Raw genomic sequence first — 13628 nt, 5'->3', positions numbered from 1 at the left:
AAGATGATTCAAGAGGAAACCAATTTAGTTGTCGCAGACAACTCCGGAGCAAAAAGAGTTCGTTGTATCAGAGTCCTCGGCGGAAGCGGAAGACAGTATGCAAGTCTCGGAGATATCATCGTTGTGTCAGTTAAAGCTGCACTTCCTAACGGAGCCGTAAAAAAAGGCGAAGTAAGCCGCGCGGTGATTGTAAGAACCAAAAAAGAAGTCAGAAGAAAAGACGGTTCATATATACGCTTTGATGAGAATGCAGCGGTACTGATTAACAATCAGAACGATCCGAAAGGAACCCGTATTTTCGGACCCGTGGCAAGAGAACTCCGCGAGAGACAGTTCATGAAGATTGTTTCATTAGCACCTGAAGTTTTATAGGATATATTACGATGAAACTGAAAAAGAATGATAACGTCCGTGTAATTGCCGGCAATGACCGCGGCAAAACCGGCAAAGTATTAAAAGTATTCCCTGAAAAGGGAAGAGTGATTGTTGAAGGCGTGAATCTGAGAAAGAGACACACCAAACCTTCACAGCGCAATCAGCAGGGCGGTATCCTTGAAAAGGAACTCCCGGTTAATGTGTCAAATGTCATGATCCTCGATCCTAAAACCGGTGAACCAGCAAGAATCGGCTCACAGGAAATTCTTGGTGATGACAACAAGAAAAGAAAATTTGTCCGGATCAGCAAAAAATCCGGCGAAATGTTAAAGTAAAAATCAGATAGGTTACTTCAGTCATGGCAAAAAAAGAAGTTCGCAAAGAAAGCAAGAGCAAGAAAGAAGAAAAGAGCTCTGGCGAAGAACCTGTGCAGTCTGCTGAATCATTTGTAAAAATTCCTGTTCGTTTACAGGGAGTATTTAATGAACAGATCAGACCGGCCTTGTACAAAAAACTCGGGTACAAGAGTATCATGCAGGTTCCCGTACTAAAGAAAATTGTAATTAATATGGGTCTCGGTGATGCTGTTTCCGATCCGAAAATTTTGGAAGAGGCAGTAAAAGAACTCGAAGCAATTGCAGGCCAGAAGCCAAGCATCAGAAAGTCAAAAAAGGCAATCTCGAATTTCAAACTTCGTGAGAATATGCCGATCGGTGCTATGGTTACTCTGCGCAAAGATAAAATGTATGAATTCCTTGACAGGCTGCTCAACATCGCACTTCCGCGTGTGAGAGACTTCAAGGGGCTTCCGGATAAGTCATTTGACGGAAGAGGCAACTATACCCTGGGTATCAAAGAACAGATTATTTTCCCTGAAATTAACGTTGATAAGGTTAATAAAATTAAAGGTATGGATATCACCTTTGTAACTTCTGCAAAGTCTGATACAGATGCTTTTGAATTATTCACTGCATTCGGCTTCCCCTTCAGGAAGAAAGAAATAAATTAAAGGATTTTAATGGCACGGAAAAGTCTTTTTGCAAGAGAAGAAAAAAAGAGAAAACTCTACGAAAAATATGAGGCACTCCGCAAGGAGCTGAAGGCAAAAGGTGACTGGGACGCTCTGCAGTCACTCCCGAGAAACTCATCTAAAATCCGTTTACACAACAGATGCGCATTAACAGGAAGAGCACGGGCATACTACAGAAAGTTCGGTGTGTCTCGTCTGGTTCTTCGTGAAAAAGCACTTCAGGGACTTCTCCCCGGAGTTAAAAAGGCAAGTTGGTAAGGAGGAAATGAGTATATGCCAGTAACAGATCCTATTGCAGATCTTTTAACCAGAATACGCAACGCAGTTAAAGCTAACAAAAGACGGCTTGATGTTCCGTATTCAAAGATCAAGAGAGAAATCCTTCAGATACTGAAAGATCAGAATTTTATAACTGATTTCGCAGAAACAACCCAGGAAGGTAAATCGAATCTTCGTATTCAGTTAAAATATACAAACGGTACTCCGGCAATCACCGGATTGGAAAGAATCAGCACACCGGGCTTAAGAAAATATGCACCGGCTGATGAACTTCCAAGAGTTCTTAACGGATACGGAATAGCAATTATTTCAACATCAAAGGGAATCCTTACCGACAAACAGGCTCGCAGAGACTCTGTTGGCGGTGAAATTCTCTGTTATATTTGGTAAGCTAGGAGAATATCGTGTCAAGAATCGGAAAAAAACCGGTTGTTATCCCGGAAAAAATCAACGTGAAGGTGACCGACGGAGTTATTACCGTGAAAGGTCCCAAAGGTGAGCTCTCAGCGGATTTACCTAAGCCGATAGATTTCAAAATTGAGAATAACGAAATTTCTTTCACCCGGTCAAACGATCAGAAAGAAAACCGCTCACTGCATGGTTTAGTAAGAGCATTAACCGCTAACATGATTAAAGGTGTTACTGAAGGCTTCTCCAAAACCCTTGATATCGTTGGTGTCGGTTACAGAGCTGAACTGAAGGGTACCAATCTTTTGATCAACATCGGTTATTCTCACCCGATCTATTTTATTCCGCCGGCAGGTGTGACTTTAGCAGTTACCACCCCGACCCAGATTGTTATATCAGGAATTGATAAGCAGTTGGTTGGTCAGGTTGCTGCAAAGATCAGATCTTTCAGAGAGCCGGAACCATATAAAGGCAAAGGCATTAAGTATTCTGACGAACAGATCAGAAGAAAAGCCGGCAAGACAGCAGGAAAGTAAGCAAAGGCGGATAACATGAGTACAAGATTAAGATCAAAAACAAAAATCAGAAAAAAAATCTCAGGAACCCCTGAGAAGCCGAGACTGACGGTTTACAGAAGTCTCAACCATATTTACGCACAGTTAATTGACGATGTTGCCGGTACCACACTGGTAGCAGCGAGCAGTCTTGAAAAAAGCGTTCAGGAAAACCTGAAGAGTGCTAAAGGAAAGATTGCCCGCAGCAAAATGATTGGCAGCCTGCTTGCTGAAAAAGCAAAAGCAGCCAACATTACTGCAGCTGTGTTTGACCGCAACGGTTACCGTTATCACGGCCGTGTAAAAGCTGTCGCTGACGGTGCTCGCGAAAATGGTTTACAATTTTAACCACTGCCGAGTCGTCTAACGGTAGGACAGCGGCCTTTGGAGCCGTATGCGGAGGTTCGAATCCTCCCTCGGCAGCCAGAAACTAATACATAAAATTTTAAGCATTAGGATATATACATTGAAGAAAACCTTAAATATACGGGCAAATGAAGTTGAAGGACTGAAAGAAAAAGTAGTCCATATCAACCGTGTAGCAAAAGTTGTGAAAGGCGGACGCAGATTCAGCTTTAATGCGATTGTTGTAGTCGGCAATGAAAGCGGTCTGGTTGGCGTTGGTCTTGGTAAAGCCAATGAAGTAACCGATGCTATCCAAAAAGGAATTGATGACGCAAAGAAGAATCTTGTGCGCGTTGAAATTCACAAAAACACTATTGCTCACACCATTATCGGAAAATTCGGCGCGGGCAAAGTGCTTCTGAAGCCGGCTTCACCCGGTACCGGTCTTATTGCCGGCGGCGGAGTAAGAGCAGTGCTTGAAGCTGCAGGTGTAAAAGATGTATTAACCAAATCACTCGGTTCAAGTAACCCTCACAACCAGGTTAAAGCTGCTCTGAACGGACTGCAGAGTCTGATCACTGCAAAAGCAATGGCTTCTAAGAGAGGATTAACTATTAACGACTTATTCAAACCCTGATATAGGTGCTCAGAATGAAATTGAAAGTAACTCAGATCAAAAGCATGATCGACTATCCGAAAGATCAGAAAAGAACGATCAAAGCCCTCGGATTAGGAAGACCTAATTATTCTAAAATTGTTAACGACTCACCACAGATCAGAGGCATGCTCAACAAAGTGTCTCACATGGTTAAAGTTGAAGAAGTGAAGGACTAGGATATATACAATGGACAGATTAAGTAATTTAACCCCTGCTAAGGGTTCTACCAAAAATAAAAAGCGCGTCGGACGCGGCGAAGGTTCAGGACACGGCGGACAGTCTACCCGCGGTATGAACGGTCAGCTTTCACGTTCAGGTGCCAAGCAGCGTGCATGGTTTGAAGGCGGTCAGATGCCCCTTCAGAGAAGAATTCCTAAGTTCGGCTTTAAGAGTCCCTTTAAGGTGCACTTTCAGGTGATCAATGTTGATCAGCTTCAGGCTCTTGCTGACAAGCTTGGTTCTTCAGTTGAGCTGTTTGACGCTAAAGTTTTCTATAAAAACGGACTGATTTCTTCGGGTGTAAAACCTTATAAGATATTAGGCAACGGTGAATTAAAAAGTAAAATCAATGTAGAAGCAGCAGCTTTCAGTAAATCCGCTAAAGAAAAGATTGAAGCTGCCGGCGGAACTACGAACGTGGTTACGATTTAACGAACGGAATTACATGTCGAAATTAACCGAAGCTTTCAGAAATATATTCAAAGTGCATGAGCTGCGCCAAAGAGTATTATATACTCTGGCGCTTCTGCTTATTGTGAGAATCGGCGCGCATATCACGCTTCCCGGTGTTGATTCCGGATTGCTGAAACAGGCAATGGATAATGCGGATACCAACAACCTGTTTGGTCTGTATGATTTGTTTGTGGGCGGTGCTTTCTCCAATGCTGCAATCTTTGCTCTCGGTATTATGCCGTATATCAGTGCATCCATTATCATCCAGCTTATGGGTGCGGTGGTTCCTTACTTCCAGAAACTCCAGCAGGAGGGGGAAGAAGGAAGAAAAAAGATTACCCAGTTAACCAGACAGGGTACCGTTCTTATTGCTGCTATGCAGGCATGGGGCGTAACCATCCGCCTTAACAATATGGAAGTCAGCGGACTTTCTATTATTCCGGCTGAAATCCAGGGCTTCTTCTGGACCCTTTCAACCATCATAATTCTTACCTCAGGTACGATTTTCATGATGTGGATGGGTGAGCAGATTACAGAAAAAGGTATCGGAAATGGTATCTCTCTCATCATCTTCATCGGAATCATTGACCGGTTCCCGTATGCAGTTCTTGATGAAATTCAGCTTCTTGCCTCCGGACAGAGAAACGTTATCGTTGAAATTATTCTTCTCGTCTTCATGGTTGCGGTAATCATGGGTGTTATCCTCGTTACTCAGGGTACCAGAAGAATTCCTGTTCAGTATGCAAAAAGAGTTGTCGGAAGAAAAGTCTTCGGTGGCGTGACCAATTATATACCGCTTCGCGTTAATACCGCAGGCGTTATGCCGATCATTTTCGCTCAGTCAATTATGTTTATACCGAGCACTGTGCTTTCGTTTTTCCCTGACAGCGAATTTCTGCAGTCAACGGCGGTATATTTCAATTATGACTCAGCAGTATACTCGATTATGTATGCAATACTGATTGTGTTCTTTACCTATTTTTATACAGCAATTGCTTTCAATCCGAAAGATGTTGCTGACAATATGAAGAAGCAGGGCGGCTTTGTTCCCGGTTTAAGACCAGGCAAACAGACCTCTGATTTTATTGACAACATATTAACCAAGATTACTCTGCCGGGTTCATTCTTCCTGGCGATAATCGCCATACTGCCTGCATTTGTTGGTGCGTTTGGCGTGTCAGGTAAATTTGCTCAGTTCTTTGGCGGAACCAGTCTTCTCATTCTTGTTGGTGTAGCGCTTGATACACTTCAGCAGATTGAATCACAGCTTAAGATTCGCCACTATGACGGATTTATGAAGTCCGGAAGAATAAAGGGCAGAAGAGCTTAATAGTTGATCATAATTAAAACTGAGCAGGAAATCGGCTACATAAGAGAAAGCAGCCGGATTGTTGCAGAGGTTCTTGAACTATTAAAAAAAGAAATTAAATCCGGTGTAACGACACTGGAACTTGACAGGATGGCAGAAGAGCATATCAGGTCAAGAGGAGGAATCCCGGCGTTTAAGGGATACTCACAGGCGGGAAGCATTGATTTTCCTGGTTCCATCTGCTCCTCGGTGAATGAAGAGGTAGTACACGGAATACCGGGATCCAGAAAACTGAAAGAAGGGGATATCATTTCAGTTGATGTTGGCGTGCTGAAGAATGGTTATTACGGAGACGGCGCAACAACCATAGCGGTAGGAGCTGTTTCCTCTGAGGTTGCAAAACTTCTTGAAGTGACTGAAAAATCTCTGTATCTCGGACTTGCCGAGGCAAAAGCCGGAAACGCAGTACAGGATATATCATTTGCAATTCAGTCATATGTTGAAAAGAATTCCTTTTCCATAGTGCGTGAGCTAACCGGACATGGAGTAGGCAAACACCTTCACGAAAGCCCTTCAATACCGAATTACGGTAAAAAGGGTTACGGTGCAAAGCTGAAAAAAGGAATGACCATCGCAATTGAACCTATGGTTAACATGGGCAAAAGAGATGTAGTTTTTTCAGATGACGGCTGGACTGTTTTCGCAAGAGACAGAAAGCCCTCAGCACATTTTGAACATACCATCGCGATAACCGATGGTGAACCGGAAATACTAACAAAAATATAAAATGGCTAAACAGGGTCCCATAAAAGTTGACGGCACAGTTACAGAAACTCTGCCCAATGCACACTTTAAAGTGAAGCTCGACAACGGGCATGAGATACTTGCGCACATTTCCGGAAAAATGAGAATGCATTTTATAAAAATATTGGTCGGGGATAAAGTTTCAATAGAACTTTCTCCTTATGACCTCTCTAAAGGTCGTATTACTTATAGATATAAATAACGGAGATCTGAGATGAAAGTAAGGTCATCGGTCAGAAAAATTTGCGATAATTGCAAAGTGATTAAACGAAAAGGTGTGGTGCGGGTAATCTGCAAGAACCCGAAACACAAACAGCGTCAAGGTTAATTAAACAGGAGTAAAAATTTGGCACGCATTGCCGGTGTTGATTTACCAAAGAATAAAAAGGTATATTACGGTTTACAGTATATATTCGGTATCGGACCGAAAGTTGCAGGAGATGTTCTCCAGGCAGCTAACGTAGCACCTGATAAAAAAGTTTCAGCCCTTACCGAGGATGAAGTAGCAGCAATCCGCTCGGTACTTCAGGCAGAGTATAAGGTTGAGGGTGCGCTTCGTTCTGAAGTACAGCTCAATATCAAGCGCCTGATGGATGTAGGAGCATACCGCGGCCTTCGCCACAGACGCAGCCTGCCGGTTCGCGGTCAGAGAACCAGAACCAACTCCAGAACCCGCAAGGGCAAGAGGAAAACAGTTGCCGGCAAGAAGAAAGCTGTATCAAAGAAATAACCGATATAAGGATTTAGATATATATGGCAAAAGCAGTAAAAAAAGTTAAGAAAAAATCAGTTGTTGATGTAAATGGTATAGCCCACGTAAAGGCAACCTTTAACAACGTAATTGTAATTCTCACTGATGTATATGGCAATGCAATTTCCTGGTCGTCCGCCGGTAAAAACGGATTTAAAGGATCAAGAAAAAACACTCCGTTTGCAGCTCAGGTAACATCTGAAGCCGCTGCAAAGGAAGCTTATGACATGGGTCTGCGCAGAGTTGAAGTGCGCGTAAAAGGTCCCGGATCAGGCAGAGAGTCAGCTATCCGGGCGCTGACAACAGCAGGGCTGGAAGTATCCTCAATTAAGGATGTTACTCCCATACCACATAACGGGTGCAGACCACCTAAAAGAAGAAGAGTTTAAACGAGGAGAATGCGCTAAATGGCAAGATATACAGGATCAGTTTGTAAATTATGCAGAAGAGAAAAGACTAAGCTGTATTTAAAAGGACAGAAATGTTTAACAGAAAAATGTCCTCTTGAAAAGAAGAATTATCCTCCCGGACAGCACGGATTATCCAGAAAGTCAAAGATTTCTGAATACGGTGTGCAGCTCAGGGAAAAACAGAAAATCAAAAGAATTTACGGAGTGCTTGAAACACAGTTCAGAAATTATTTTGAAAAAGCTACCAGACAGAAGGGTATTACCGGTGAGAACCTGGTGAGACTGCTTGAAACAAGACTTGATAACGTGGTTTATCGTCTTGGTTTTGCTCCTTCACGCAAGTCAGCCCGTCAGATTGTCCGTCATCGTCACGTACTGGTGAATGACAAGCTGGTTGATATTCCTTCATATACCGTAACTCCTGGTGATGTGATAAAAGTTAAAGACCAGAGCAAGAATCTTGAACTGATTCATAACTCCCTCAAGAGAGTTGTTGATGCTCAGTTCTCTTGGTTGTCGGTTAATAAAGCTACTTTAACAGGAACATTTTTACAGCTTCCTGAGAGAAGTGAAATTCCTCTAAATGCCAATGAACAGTTGGTAGTTGAGCTCTACTCTAAGTAATAATTAAGAAAGAAATTTAGAGGTCATATACATGAACCAGATAAAATTAAGAATGCCTGAGGCAGTAATTCTTGATGAATCAACGAAAAGTGATACATTCGGAAGATTTACCCTTCAGCCGCTCGAGAGGGGTTATGGAGCCACTCTTGGCAACTCTCTGAGAAGAGTACTGCTTTCATCGCTTCCGGGCACAGCAATTATCGGAATAAAGATAAGTGATGTGCTTCATGAGTTCACCACCATTCCCGGGGTTGTTGAAGATGTTACTGAGATCATACTTAATCTGAAACAGATCAGATTAAAAGCTCTTACCAAGAAACCAGGCCGCATTGAAATTTCTTTTAATGGCGAAGGTGAATTTGTAGCGGGTGATCTTGCGAAATATACATCAGATGTTGAAGTACTGAATCCTGAACTCCATATAGCAACGCTTAACAGCGTGGCTAAATTCAGCATCGAGCTGATTCTTGGTCAGGGCAGAGGTTACGTTCCGGCAGTAGAGATTAAGAATAGTGAAGCAAAATATGTGGAATTCGGAATCGGAGTTATTGCAATAGACGCAATTTTCACTCCGATTAAGAATGTCCGTTATGATATCGAAAACGTGAGAATCGGAGACAGAAATGATTTCGAAAAACTCACCATTGATGTAACCACTGACGGAAGTATTTCCCCGCAGGATGCAATGACGCAGTCAGCTAAACTGCTGAAAGAACATCTTGACCTTTTCACTGGTCTGAATCTTGAACCTGAAGCTCCGAAAGAAGGTGCTGAAAAGGATCCGGAAGTTGAGAAAACCAAAAAAGCGCTTTTGATGAGTATTGATGAGCTGGAACTGAGTGTTCGTGCCCATAACTGCCTTAAGGCCGCAAGCATTAAAAGTGTAGGTGATCTGGTTAGAAGAGAAGAATCAGAACTGCTGAAATACAGAAACTTCGGCCGTAAGTCACTTGCTGAGCTTTCCGAACATATTGAAAAACTTGGTCTGCATTTCGGAATGGATATTGACAAATATCTGAAATCCGAAACCGACAATAATTAATACGCTGAGGAATTGAAAAATGAATCATAATATCAAAGGAAGAAAATTAGGGCGCACAGCTTCTCATAAAGAAGCTCTGCTGAGAAATCTCTCTGTTTCTCTTCTTAAGCATAAAAGAATTACTACAACCCTTGCCAAGGCGAAAGAACTCCGTTCATTTATTGAGCCTATCATTACTAAAGCTAAGGTTGGCGATCTGCACCGCAAAAAGCTGATCATGGACCGTCTGAAGGATAAGGATGTTGTAAAAGAACTCTTTGGTGAAATCGCGGCAAAAGTTGAAGACCGTAAGGGCGGATACACCCGTGTAATTAAAAGAGGCAGACGCCTTGGTGATGCTGCTGAGATGGCTATCATTGAACTGGTTGACTACAATGAAGTAGCAAATCAGAGAGCTGCTGATCTCCGCGAATCACGCGCAGAAAAATCCAAGCAGAAGAAAGAAAAACAGCAGGAAAAAGCCGAAAAAACGGCTGAAGCCAACGCGTAAACTTCGTTGAATCTTTAACAGGAAGAGTAATCCGGAGATATCCGGGTTACTCTTTTTTTTATTATGGCAGAGAAAGCAAAATTCTTAAAAGCGGTTTTTGACCTGAAGGAGCTCCCGAAAGAGGAGAAGCCGGAGGTGATACTCTGCGGACGCTCAAATGTGGGGAAGTCTTCTTTTATCAATACTTTTCTTAATGTCCCGGGTCTGGCTAAAACCAGTTCGACCCCGGGTAAAACCCGTTCCATTAATTACTTCTGGCTCAATTCTGATGTGTATCTGGTTGACATGCCAGGCTATGGTTACTCCAAAGCCTCTCAGAGTGATATTAAAAAGTACTCCCTGCTTACTGAAAATTTTCTCAAGCTTAAAAATGAAAACCGTTTGATCTTTTCCCTGGTTGATGCCAGACATGAACCTTCGAAACTGGATTTGGAGTTGTGGAATTTCCTGGTCGGTGAAAAACTGAATTTTGCAGTAATTCTTACAAAGTGCGATAAAGTTAAGCGAAACAGGATTTCCGAGGCTGCAAGGGAGGTCCGGGCTATCCTTCCGGAATTAAGCCTGCAGGAGGGAATTTACCCGTACTCTGCAGTTTCTCTTGACGGCAAAAAAGCTATAGCTTCAAGGATTCAAAATTTCACGCAGTTCTGTAAAAGTTAAAGAATTTTAATTATATTTCAAAACCCTTAATTAATCAGTCTGATAAAGGAACTATGAAATACAGCAATGCGCTGCTGATCGTAGCCGCTGCGACACTTCTGATACTGTTCGTTCTCTTTGAGGATTTTCTCCTGAAGGCGGTTACCTTTATCGTCCTCCTTATTACTTCCGTCATCCTTTTTCTCCGCCTTGATGGCGAAAAGAAAGCACAGACTGAACCTCCGGAAGAAAACCTTCCCCTCGGGTCTTCGCTGGGTACTGACAATCCCGAATCAGACGGAATCATCAATCGTCCCGCTGAAAAGGTACAGGATTACACGGATGTTAATCTTGACCATGTGGATGAGGGATTTTCGATTGTCAGAAAATCCAGCCGTGTACTTACCGAAAATAATATTACCACAATCGGCAATAAGTTGAGCAGCTCAGATGAAGATACGGAACATAGTCTGGAAAAATTCCGTAACCTTGCCACTGAAGAATTCCCGGTTGATCTTGCAGCTAACCAGCAGTTAAGTTTCCTGCTCGAACGGATTCTTATCATCGTCCGTGAACTGTTTTCGGCCCATACTGCCATTTATTTCTGGTATGATAAACGGAAATCAACACTTACTATTGAAAAATATGCTTCTGTCAGTCATGAAATCGAAAAGAAAAAACTTGAGATTCAGAATGATATATTAGGGCAGATCATAAGCAAGCAGGAACCGGGGTTGCTCACTGATATACCGCAAATAAGCGAAAGGGAAAATTTCAGATATTATACCCATCCGCAAAAGATAAAGAGTTTCCTCGGTGTCCCGGTATTTCACAATTCCAATCTTATCGGAATACTCGCCGTTGACTCCAAAAGCCCGGATGCGTTTGGTATAGAGCAAATGTATATGCTCGGCCGGTTTGTAAGACTTATAACCGTCCTGATAGACCTGTTCGCACATAAACATGCTGAGTCCATAGCCAACAGACGCTCGGAGGGTTTTGCGGATTTTCTCAGCCAGAATATACATACTGATGATGAGGAATCACTCCATCATTCCATTGCTGCATTATCATCCATCCTTGTTGAATCAGACTGCTTCAGTTTTGTTACCTGGCATCAGGAAGAACATCAGTTCAAGGTATCTGCTGTTGTAAATCCTAAAGCGTTCACCTATATAGAAAGCGGTGAAGTAATTGAACGTGACAACACAATAGTCGGAAAATGTGTATTTACAGGCAGCCAGGTGCGTATTGGTGATCTGAACGCGGCTTCGCTTAAGCGGTTCTCTCATAGTGAAGATATACTTTTAGACGGATCTTTTATGGCTGTGCCGATAATATATCACAGTGAGGTCCTCGGAGCGCTTTGTTTTGAAAGTATGAAAAAGAATGCTTTCACTCAGCGTGATCATGATTATCTGAAGAAAGTTACCGGACAGTTAGGTATACTAATGCATGCTTTCGGACAGATAAAGCGTTTAAAGTCACTAATTACATTTGATCCTGAGACCGGAGTCTATTCTTCTGCTTTTTTCCGCAGAAGAGCGGCTGAGGAACTTGAAAAAGCCAGTATTCTTAATTTGCGTTCAAATCTTGTTCTTATCAAGATTGATGAAGGTAAAAACCGTCAGGAGTTAAGCGATCCCTTAGTGATTAAGAATACCATGAAGGAGTTTGCTGATGCTCTTGATCAGGAACTTGACGCGCTAAGTTTCTGCGGGCGTCTTGATGACCTCACTTTTGCTCTGTTCTTTTTGCATAATGATGAACAGGAACTTGCCGTAAGAGCGGATAAGATTCGCGTTAAGATTGCACGGATTCCTGTTTCAACCGGTAGCAGAAGCACAACGTTTACGGTTTCAATTGGTTTACTTAATTCCACGGACAAAACTGATGTTGATGAACTTCTGGAGCAGCTGCGGCTTGCGGTTAAAAAAGCTTCGGAAACCGGCGGAAATAAAGTTTTACAACTATAGGATTTCTGTATCAATAACTGTGTCCTGATTATTCTTGATGGGGTGGGGATCGGCGAACTGCCGGATGCACATTTATATCATGATGAGGGAAGCAATACTCTTGCGAATACCGCGCGAAAAGTACACGGACTGCAGATTCCTAATCTTAAATCTTTGGGACTGGGCAATATTGAATTGATTCAGGGAGTGCCGCAGGTTTCATTTCCATCCGCATCATACGGAAAGATGGCTGAGGTTTCGAAAGGAAAAGATTCGACTACAGGGCATTGGGAACTCGCGGGAATTCACGTTGATTTTGATTTCTCATACTATCCGGATGGTTTTCCTGAAAGGATAACCAGCCTGTTTCTTGAAAAAACCGGGCTGAAAGGTTTTTTAGGAAATAAAGCTGCTTCCGGTACCGAGATCATAAAAGAACTGGGTGAAAAGCATATGAAAACCGGATACCCGATTATATATACATCGGCAGATTCAGTATTTCAGATTGCCGCACATGAGGATATTATTCCCCTGAAAGAGCTCTATAAAATCTGTGAAATAACCAGAGATGAAATACTGGTTCCTCCGGATATAGTCGGAAGGGTTATTGCCCGCCCCTTCATAGGAAAACCGGGGACCTTCACCAGAACTGTTCACCGTAGAGATTTTTCGATGGATCCTCCTTCGGCTACTCTGTTTAATTACCTTCAGCGCGCGGGTATTAAAACTATTTCAATAGGCAAAGTCGGAGACTTATTTAATTATAAAGGTATTGATAAAGCGGTTGCTACAAAATCCAACGCTGAGGGGGTCATGCGCATCATTCAGAATATGAAGTCTGAGAAGGATGCTTTCATATTCGCCAATCTTGTTGATTTTGATGTTTATTACGGTCATCGCAATGACTACCGCGGGTTTTCTCTGGCTTTAACAGAGTTTGATAATCTGCTGCCTAAAATTCTTGAGGCTGCTGATGAGAGCGATATGGTAATCATCACAGCTGATCATGGAAATGACCCGACAACTCCAAGTACTGATCACTCCCGGGAGTATGTTCCTCTTCTGGTTTACCGCCGGGGTAAAGAAGGTAAAAACCTGGGTACAAGAAAGAGTTTTTCGGATGCGGGTAAAAGCGTTGCCAGTTTTTTTTCAGTACCTAATGAACTTCAGGGTGAAAGTTTTATCTGATCATGAAGATGAGATTATCTCATTCTGCTCTCACAAGGAAAGCGGAACTTCACAAGTTATACAAAGATTGCAAAAAGACTGAAACAGTTACACCG

Annotated in this window: 22 protein-coding genes and 1 tRNA gene; all 23 read left to right on the top strand. The window is 42.6% G+C overall.

The window, feature by feature from the left end; translation table 11 throughout:
• Window positions 1-3: 3 nt before the first annotated feature.
• The 23 genes from rplN (at window position 4) to HRU80_13775 (ending at window position 13533) form a co-directional block, all read left to right on the top strand.
• Window positions 4-372 (top strand): 50S ribosomal protein L14, encoded by a 369-nt coding sequence (gene rplN, locus HRU80_13885; protein QOJ29900.1) that lies wholly within the window; start codon window positions 4-6, stop codon window positions 370-372.
• An 11-nt stretch (window positions 373-383) separates the two neighbouring features.
• Window positions 384-710, top strand: coding sequence for a 50S ribosomal protein L24 (rplX, locus tag HRU80_13880; protein ID QOJ29899.1), 327 nt, complete (start codon window positions 384-386; stop codon window positions 708-710).
• Between the two features lie 23 nt (window positions 711-733).
• Window positions 734-1384, top strand: coding sequence for a 50S ribosomal protein L5 (gene rplE / locus HRU80_13875; protein QOJ29898.1), 651 nt, complete (start codon window positions 734-736; stop codon window positions 1382-1384).
• Between the two features lie 9 nt (window positions 1385-1393).
• Entirely contained in the window at window positions 1394-1663 is a 270-nt protein-coding gene (gene rpsN / locus HRU80_13870) for a 30S ribosomal protein S14 (GenBank protein ID QOJ29897.1), read from the top strand.
• A gap of 15 nt (window positions 1664-1678) precedes the next feature.
• On the top strand, window positions 1679-2074 hold the full coding sequence (gene rpsH / locus HRU80_13865; protein ID QOJ29896.1) for a 30S ribosomal protein S8: 396 nt from the start codon (window positions 1679-1681) through the stop codon (window positions 2072-2074).
• 14 nt (window positions 2075-2088) lie between these two features.
• The gene (gene rplF / locus HRU80_13860; protein QOJ29895.1) at window positions 2089-2628 is read left to right on the top strand and encodes a 50S ribosomal protein L6; all 540 of its coding nucleotides are present in this window, start codon (window positions 2089-2091) and stop codon (window positions 2626-2628) included.
• Window positions 2629-2643: 15 nt separating this feature from the next.
• Window positions 2644-2994 (top strand): 50S ribosomal protein L18, encoded by a 351-nt coding sequence (locus HRU80_13855; protein ID QOJ29894.1) that lies wholly within the window; start codon window positions 2644-2646, stop codon window positions 2992-2994.
• 4 nt (window positions 2995-2998) lie between these two features.
• A tRNA-Gln gene (locus tag HRU80_13850) sits at window positions 2999-3072 on the top strand.
• The gene (gene rpsE, locus HRU80_13845; protein QOJ29893.1) at window positions 3041-3628 is read left to right on the top strand and encodes a 30S ribosomal protein S5; all 588 of its coding nucleotides are present in this window, start codon (window positions 3041-3043) and stop codon (window positions 3626-3628) included. The genes HRU80_13850 and rpsE overlap by 32 nt, the downstream gene beginning before the upstream one ends.
• Window positions 3629-3642: 14 nt before the next feature.
• On the top strand, window positions 3643-3825 hold the full coding sequence (gene rpmD, locus HRU80_13840; GenBank protein ID QOJ29892.1) for a 50S ribosomal protein L30: 183 nt from the start codon (window positions 3643-3645) through the stop codon (window positions 3823-3825).
• Between the two features lie 10 nt (window positions 3826-3835).
• A complete protein-coding gene (rplO, locus tag HRU80_13835) occupies window positions 3836-4300 on the top strand; it encodes a 50S ribosomal protein L15 (protein ID QOJ29891.1) in 465 nt (154 codons plus the stop codon).
• A gap of 13 nt (window positions 4301-4313) precedes the next feature.
• On the top strand, window positions 4314-5651 hold the full coding sequence (gene secY, locus HRU80_13830; GenBank protein ID QOJ29890.1) for a preprotein translocase subunit SecY: 1338 nt from the start codon (window positions 4314-4316) through the stop codon (window positions 5649-5651).
• A 3-nt stretch (window positions 5652-5654) separates the two neighbouring features.
• The gene (map, locus tag HRU80_13825) at window positions 5655-6416 is read left to right on the top strand and encodes a type I methionyl aminopeptidase (GenBank protein ID QOJ29889.1); all 762 of its coding nucleotides are present in this window, start codon (window positions 5655-5657) and stop codon (window positions 6414-6416) included.
• Between the two features lies 1 nt (window position 6417).
• Entirely contained in the window at window positions 6418-6636 is a 219-nt protein-coding gene (gene infA, locus HRU80_13820) for a translation initiation factor IF-1 (GenBank protein QOJ29888.1), read from the top strand.
• A 12-nt stretch (window positions 6637-6648) separates the two neighbouring features.
• Window positions 6649-6762, top strand: coding sequence for a 50S ribosomal protein L36 (rpmJ, locus tag HRU80_13815; protein ID QOJ29887.1), 114 nt, complete (start codon window positions 6649-6651; stop codon window positions 6760-6762).
• A gap of 18 nt (window positions 6763-6780) precedes the next feature.
• A complete protein-coding gene (rpsM, locus tag HRU80_13810; protein ID QOJ29886.1) occupies window positions 6781-7164 on the top strand; it encodes a 30S ribosomal protein S13 in 384 nt (127 codons plus the stop codon).
• 23 nt (window positions 7165-7187) lie between these two features.
• Window positions 7188-7574 carry a 30S ribosomal protein S11 gene (gene rpsK / locus HRU80_13805; protein QOJ29885.1) on the top strand — a complete coding sequence of 129 codons (387 nt, stop codon included), beginning with the start codon at window positions 7188-7190 and terminating at the stop codon, window positions 7572-7574.
• Window positions 7575-7592: 18 nt separating this feature from the next.
• Window positions 7593-8219 carry a 30S ribosomal protein S4 gene (rpsD, locus tag HRU80_13800; protein ID QOJ29884.1) on the top strand — a complete coding sequence of 209 codons (627 nt, stop codon included), beginning with the start codon at window positions 7593-7595 and terminating at the stop codon, window positions 8217-8219.
• A gap of 31 nt (window positions 8220-8250) precedes the next feature.
• On the top strand, window positions 8251-9261 hold the full coding sequence (locus HRU80_13795) for a DNA-directed RNA polymerase subunit alpha (GenBank protein QOJ29883.1): 1011 nt from the start codon (window positions 8251-8253) through the stop codon (window positions 9259-9261).
• Between the two features lie 19 nt (window positions 9262-9280).
• Window positions 9281-9751 carry a 50S ribosomal protein L17 gene (gene rplQ / locus HRU80_13790; GenBank protein QOJ29882.1) on the top strand — a complete coding sequence of 157 codons (471 nt, stop codon included), beginning with the start codon at window positions 9281-9283 and terminating at the stop codon, window positions 9749-9751.
• Between the two features lie 63 nt (window positions 9752-9814).
• A complete protein-coding gene (locus HRU80_13785) occupies window positions 9815-10411 on the top strand; it encodes a YihA family ribosome biogenesis GTP-binding protein (GenBank protein ID QOJ29881.1) in 597 nt (198 codons plus the stop codon).
• Between the two features lie 53 nt (window positions 10412-10464).
• The gene (locus HRU80_13780; GenBank protein QOJ29880.1) at window positions 10465-12366 is read left to right on the top strand and encodes a GAF domain-containing protein; all 1902 of its coding nucleotides are present in this window, start codon (window positions 10465-10467) and stop codon (window positions 12364-12366) included.
• Window positions 12367-12375: 9 nt separating this feature from the next.
• On the top strand, window positions 12376-13533 hold the full coding sequence (locus HRU80_13775) for a phosphopentomutase (protein ID QOJ30562.1): 1158 nt from the start codon (window positions 12376-12378) through the stop codon (window positions 13531-13533).
• The last annotated feature ends 95 nt before the right edge of the window (window positions 13534-13628 follow it).

This window comes from Ignavibacteriales bacterium (assembly GCA_015709675.1).
Classification (GTDB): Bacteria; Bacteroidota; Ignavibacteria; order Ignavibacteriales; family Ignavibacteriaceae; genus H2-BAC3.
This window is presented reverse-complemented; position numbering and strand designations above follow the sequence as displayed.

Bases quoted from the DNA above. Each gene is read 5' to 3' on its own strand.
- rplN (QOJ29900.1), top strand. From the start codon at position 4: ATGATTCAAGAGGAAACCAATTTAGTTGTCGCAGACAACTCCGGAGCA.
- rplX (QOJ29899.1), top strand. From the start codon at position 384: ATGAAACTGAAAAAGAATGATAACGTCCGTGTAATTGCCGGCAATGAC.
- rplE (QOJ29898.1), top strand. From the start codon at position 734: ATGGCAAAAAAAGAAGTTCGCAAAGAAAGCAAGAGCAAGAAAGAAGAA.
- rpsN (QOJ29897.1), top strand. From the start codon at position 1,394: ATGGCACGGAAAAGTCTTTTTGCAAGAGAAGAAAAAAAGAGAAAACTC.
- rpsH (QOJ29896.1), top strand. From the start codon at position 1,679: ATGCCAGTAACAGATCCTATTGCAGATCTTTTAACCAGAATACGCAAC.
- HRU80_13855 (QOJ29894.1), top strand. From the start codon at position 2,644: ATGAGTACAAGATTAAGATCAAAAACAAAAATCAGAAAAAAAATCTCA.
- rpsE (QOJ29893.1), top strand. From the start codon at position 3,041: ATGCGGAGGTTCGAATCCTCCCTCGGCAGCCAGAAACTAATACATAAA.
- rpmD (QOJ29892.1), top strand. From the start codon at position 3,643: ATGAAATTGAAAGTAACTCAGATCAAAAGCATGATCGACTATCCGAAA.
- rplO (QOJ29891.1), top strand. From the start codon at position 3,836: ATGGACAGATTAAGTAATTTAACCCCTGCTAAGGGTTCTACCAAAAAT.
- secY (QOJ29890.1), top strand. From the start codon at position 4,314: ATGTCGAAATTAACCGAAGCTTTCAGAAATATATTCAAAGTGCATGAG.
- infA (QOJ29888.1), top strand. From the start codon at position 6,418: ATGGCTAAACAGGGTCCCATAAAAGTTGACGGCACAGTTACAGAAACT.
- rpmJ (QOJ29887.1), top strand. From the start codon at position 6,649: ATGAAAGTAAGGTCATCGGTCAGAAAAATTTGCGATAATTGCAAAGTG.
- rpsK (QOJ29885.1), top strand. From the start codon at position 7,188: ATGGCAAAAGCAGTAAAAAAAGTTAAGAAAAAATCAGTTGTTGATGTA.
- rpsD (QOJ29884.1), top strand. From the start codon at position 7,593: ATGGCAAGATATACAGGATCAGTTTGTAAATTATGCAGAAGAGAAAAG.
- HRU80_13795 (QOJ29883.1), top strand. From the start codon at position 8,251: ATGAACCAGATAAAATTAAGAATGCCTGAGGCAGTAATTCTTGATGAA.
- rplQ (QOJ29882.1), top strand. From the start codon at position 9,281: ATGAATCATAATATCAAAGGAAGAAAATTAGGGCGCACAGCTTCTCAT.
- HRU80_13785 (QOJ29881.1), top strand. From the start codon at position 9,815: ATGGCAGAGAAAGCAAAATTCTTAAAAGCGGTTTTTGACCTGAAGGAG.
- HRU80_13780 (QOJ29880.1), top strand. From the start codon at position 10,465: ATGAAATACAGCAATGCGCTGCTGATCGTAGCCGCTGCGACACTTCTG.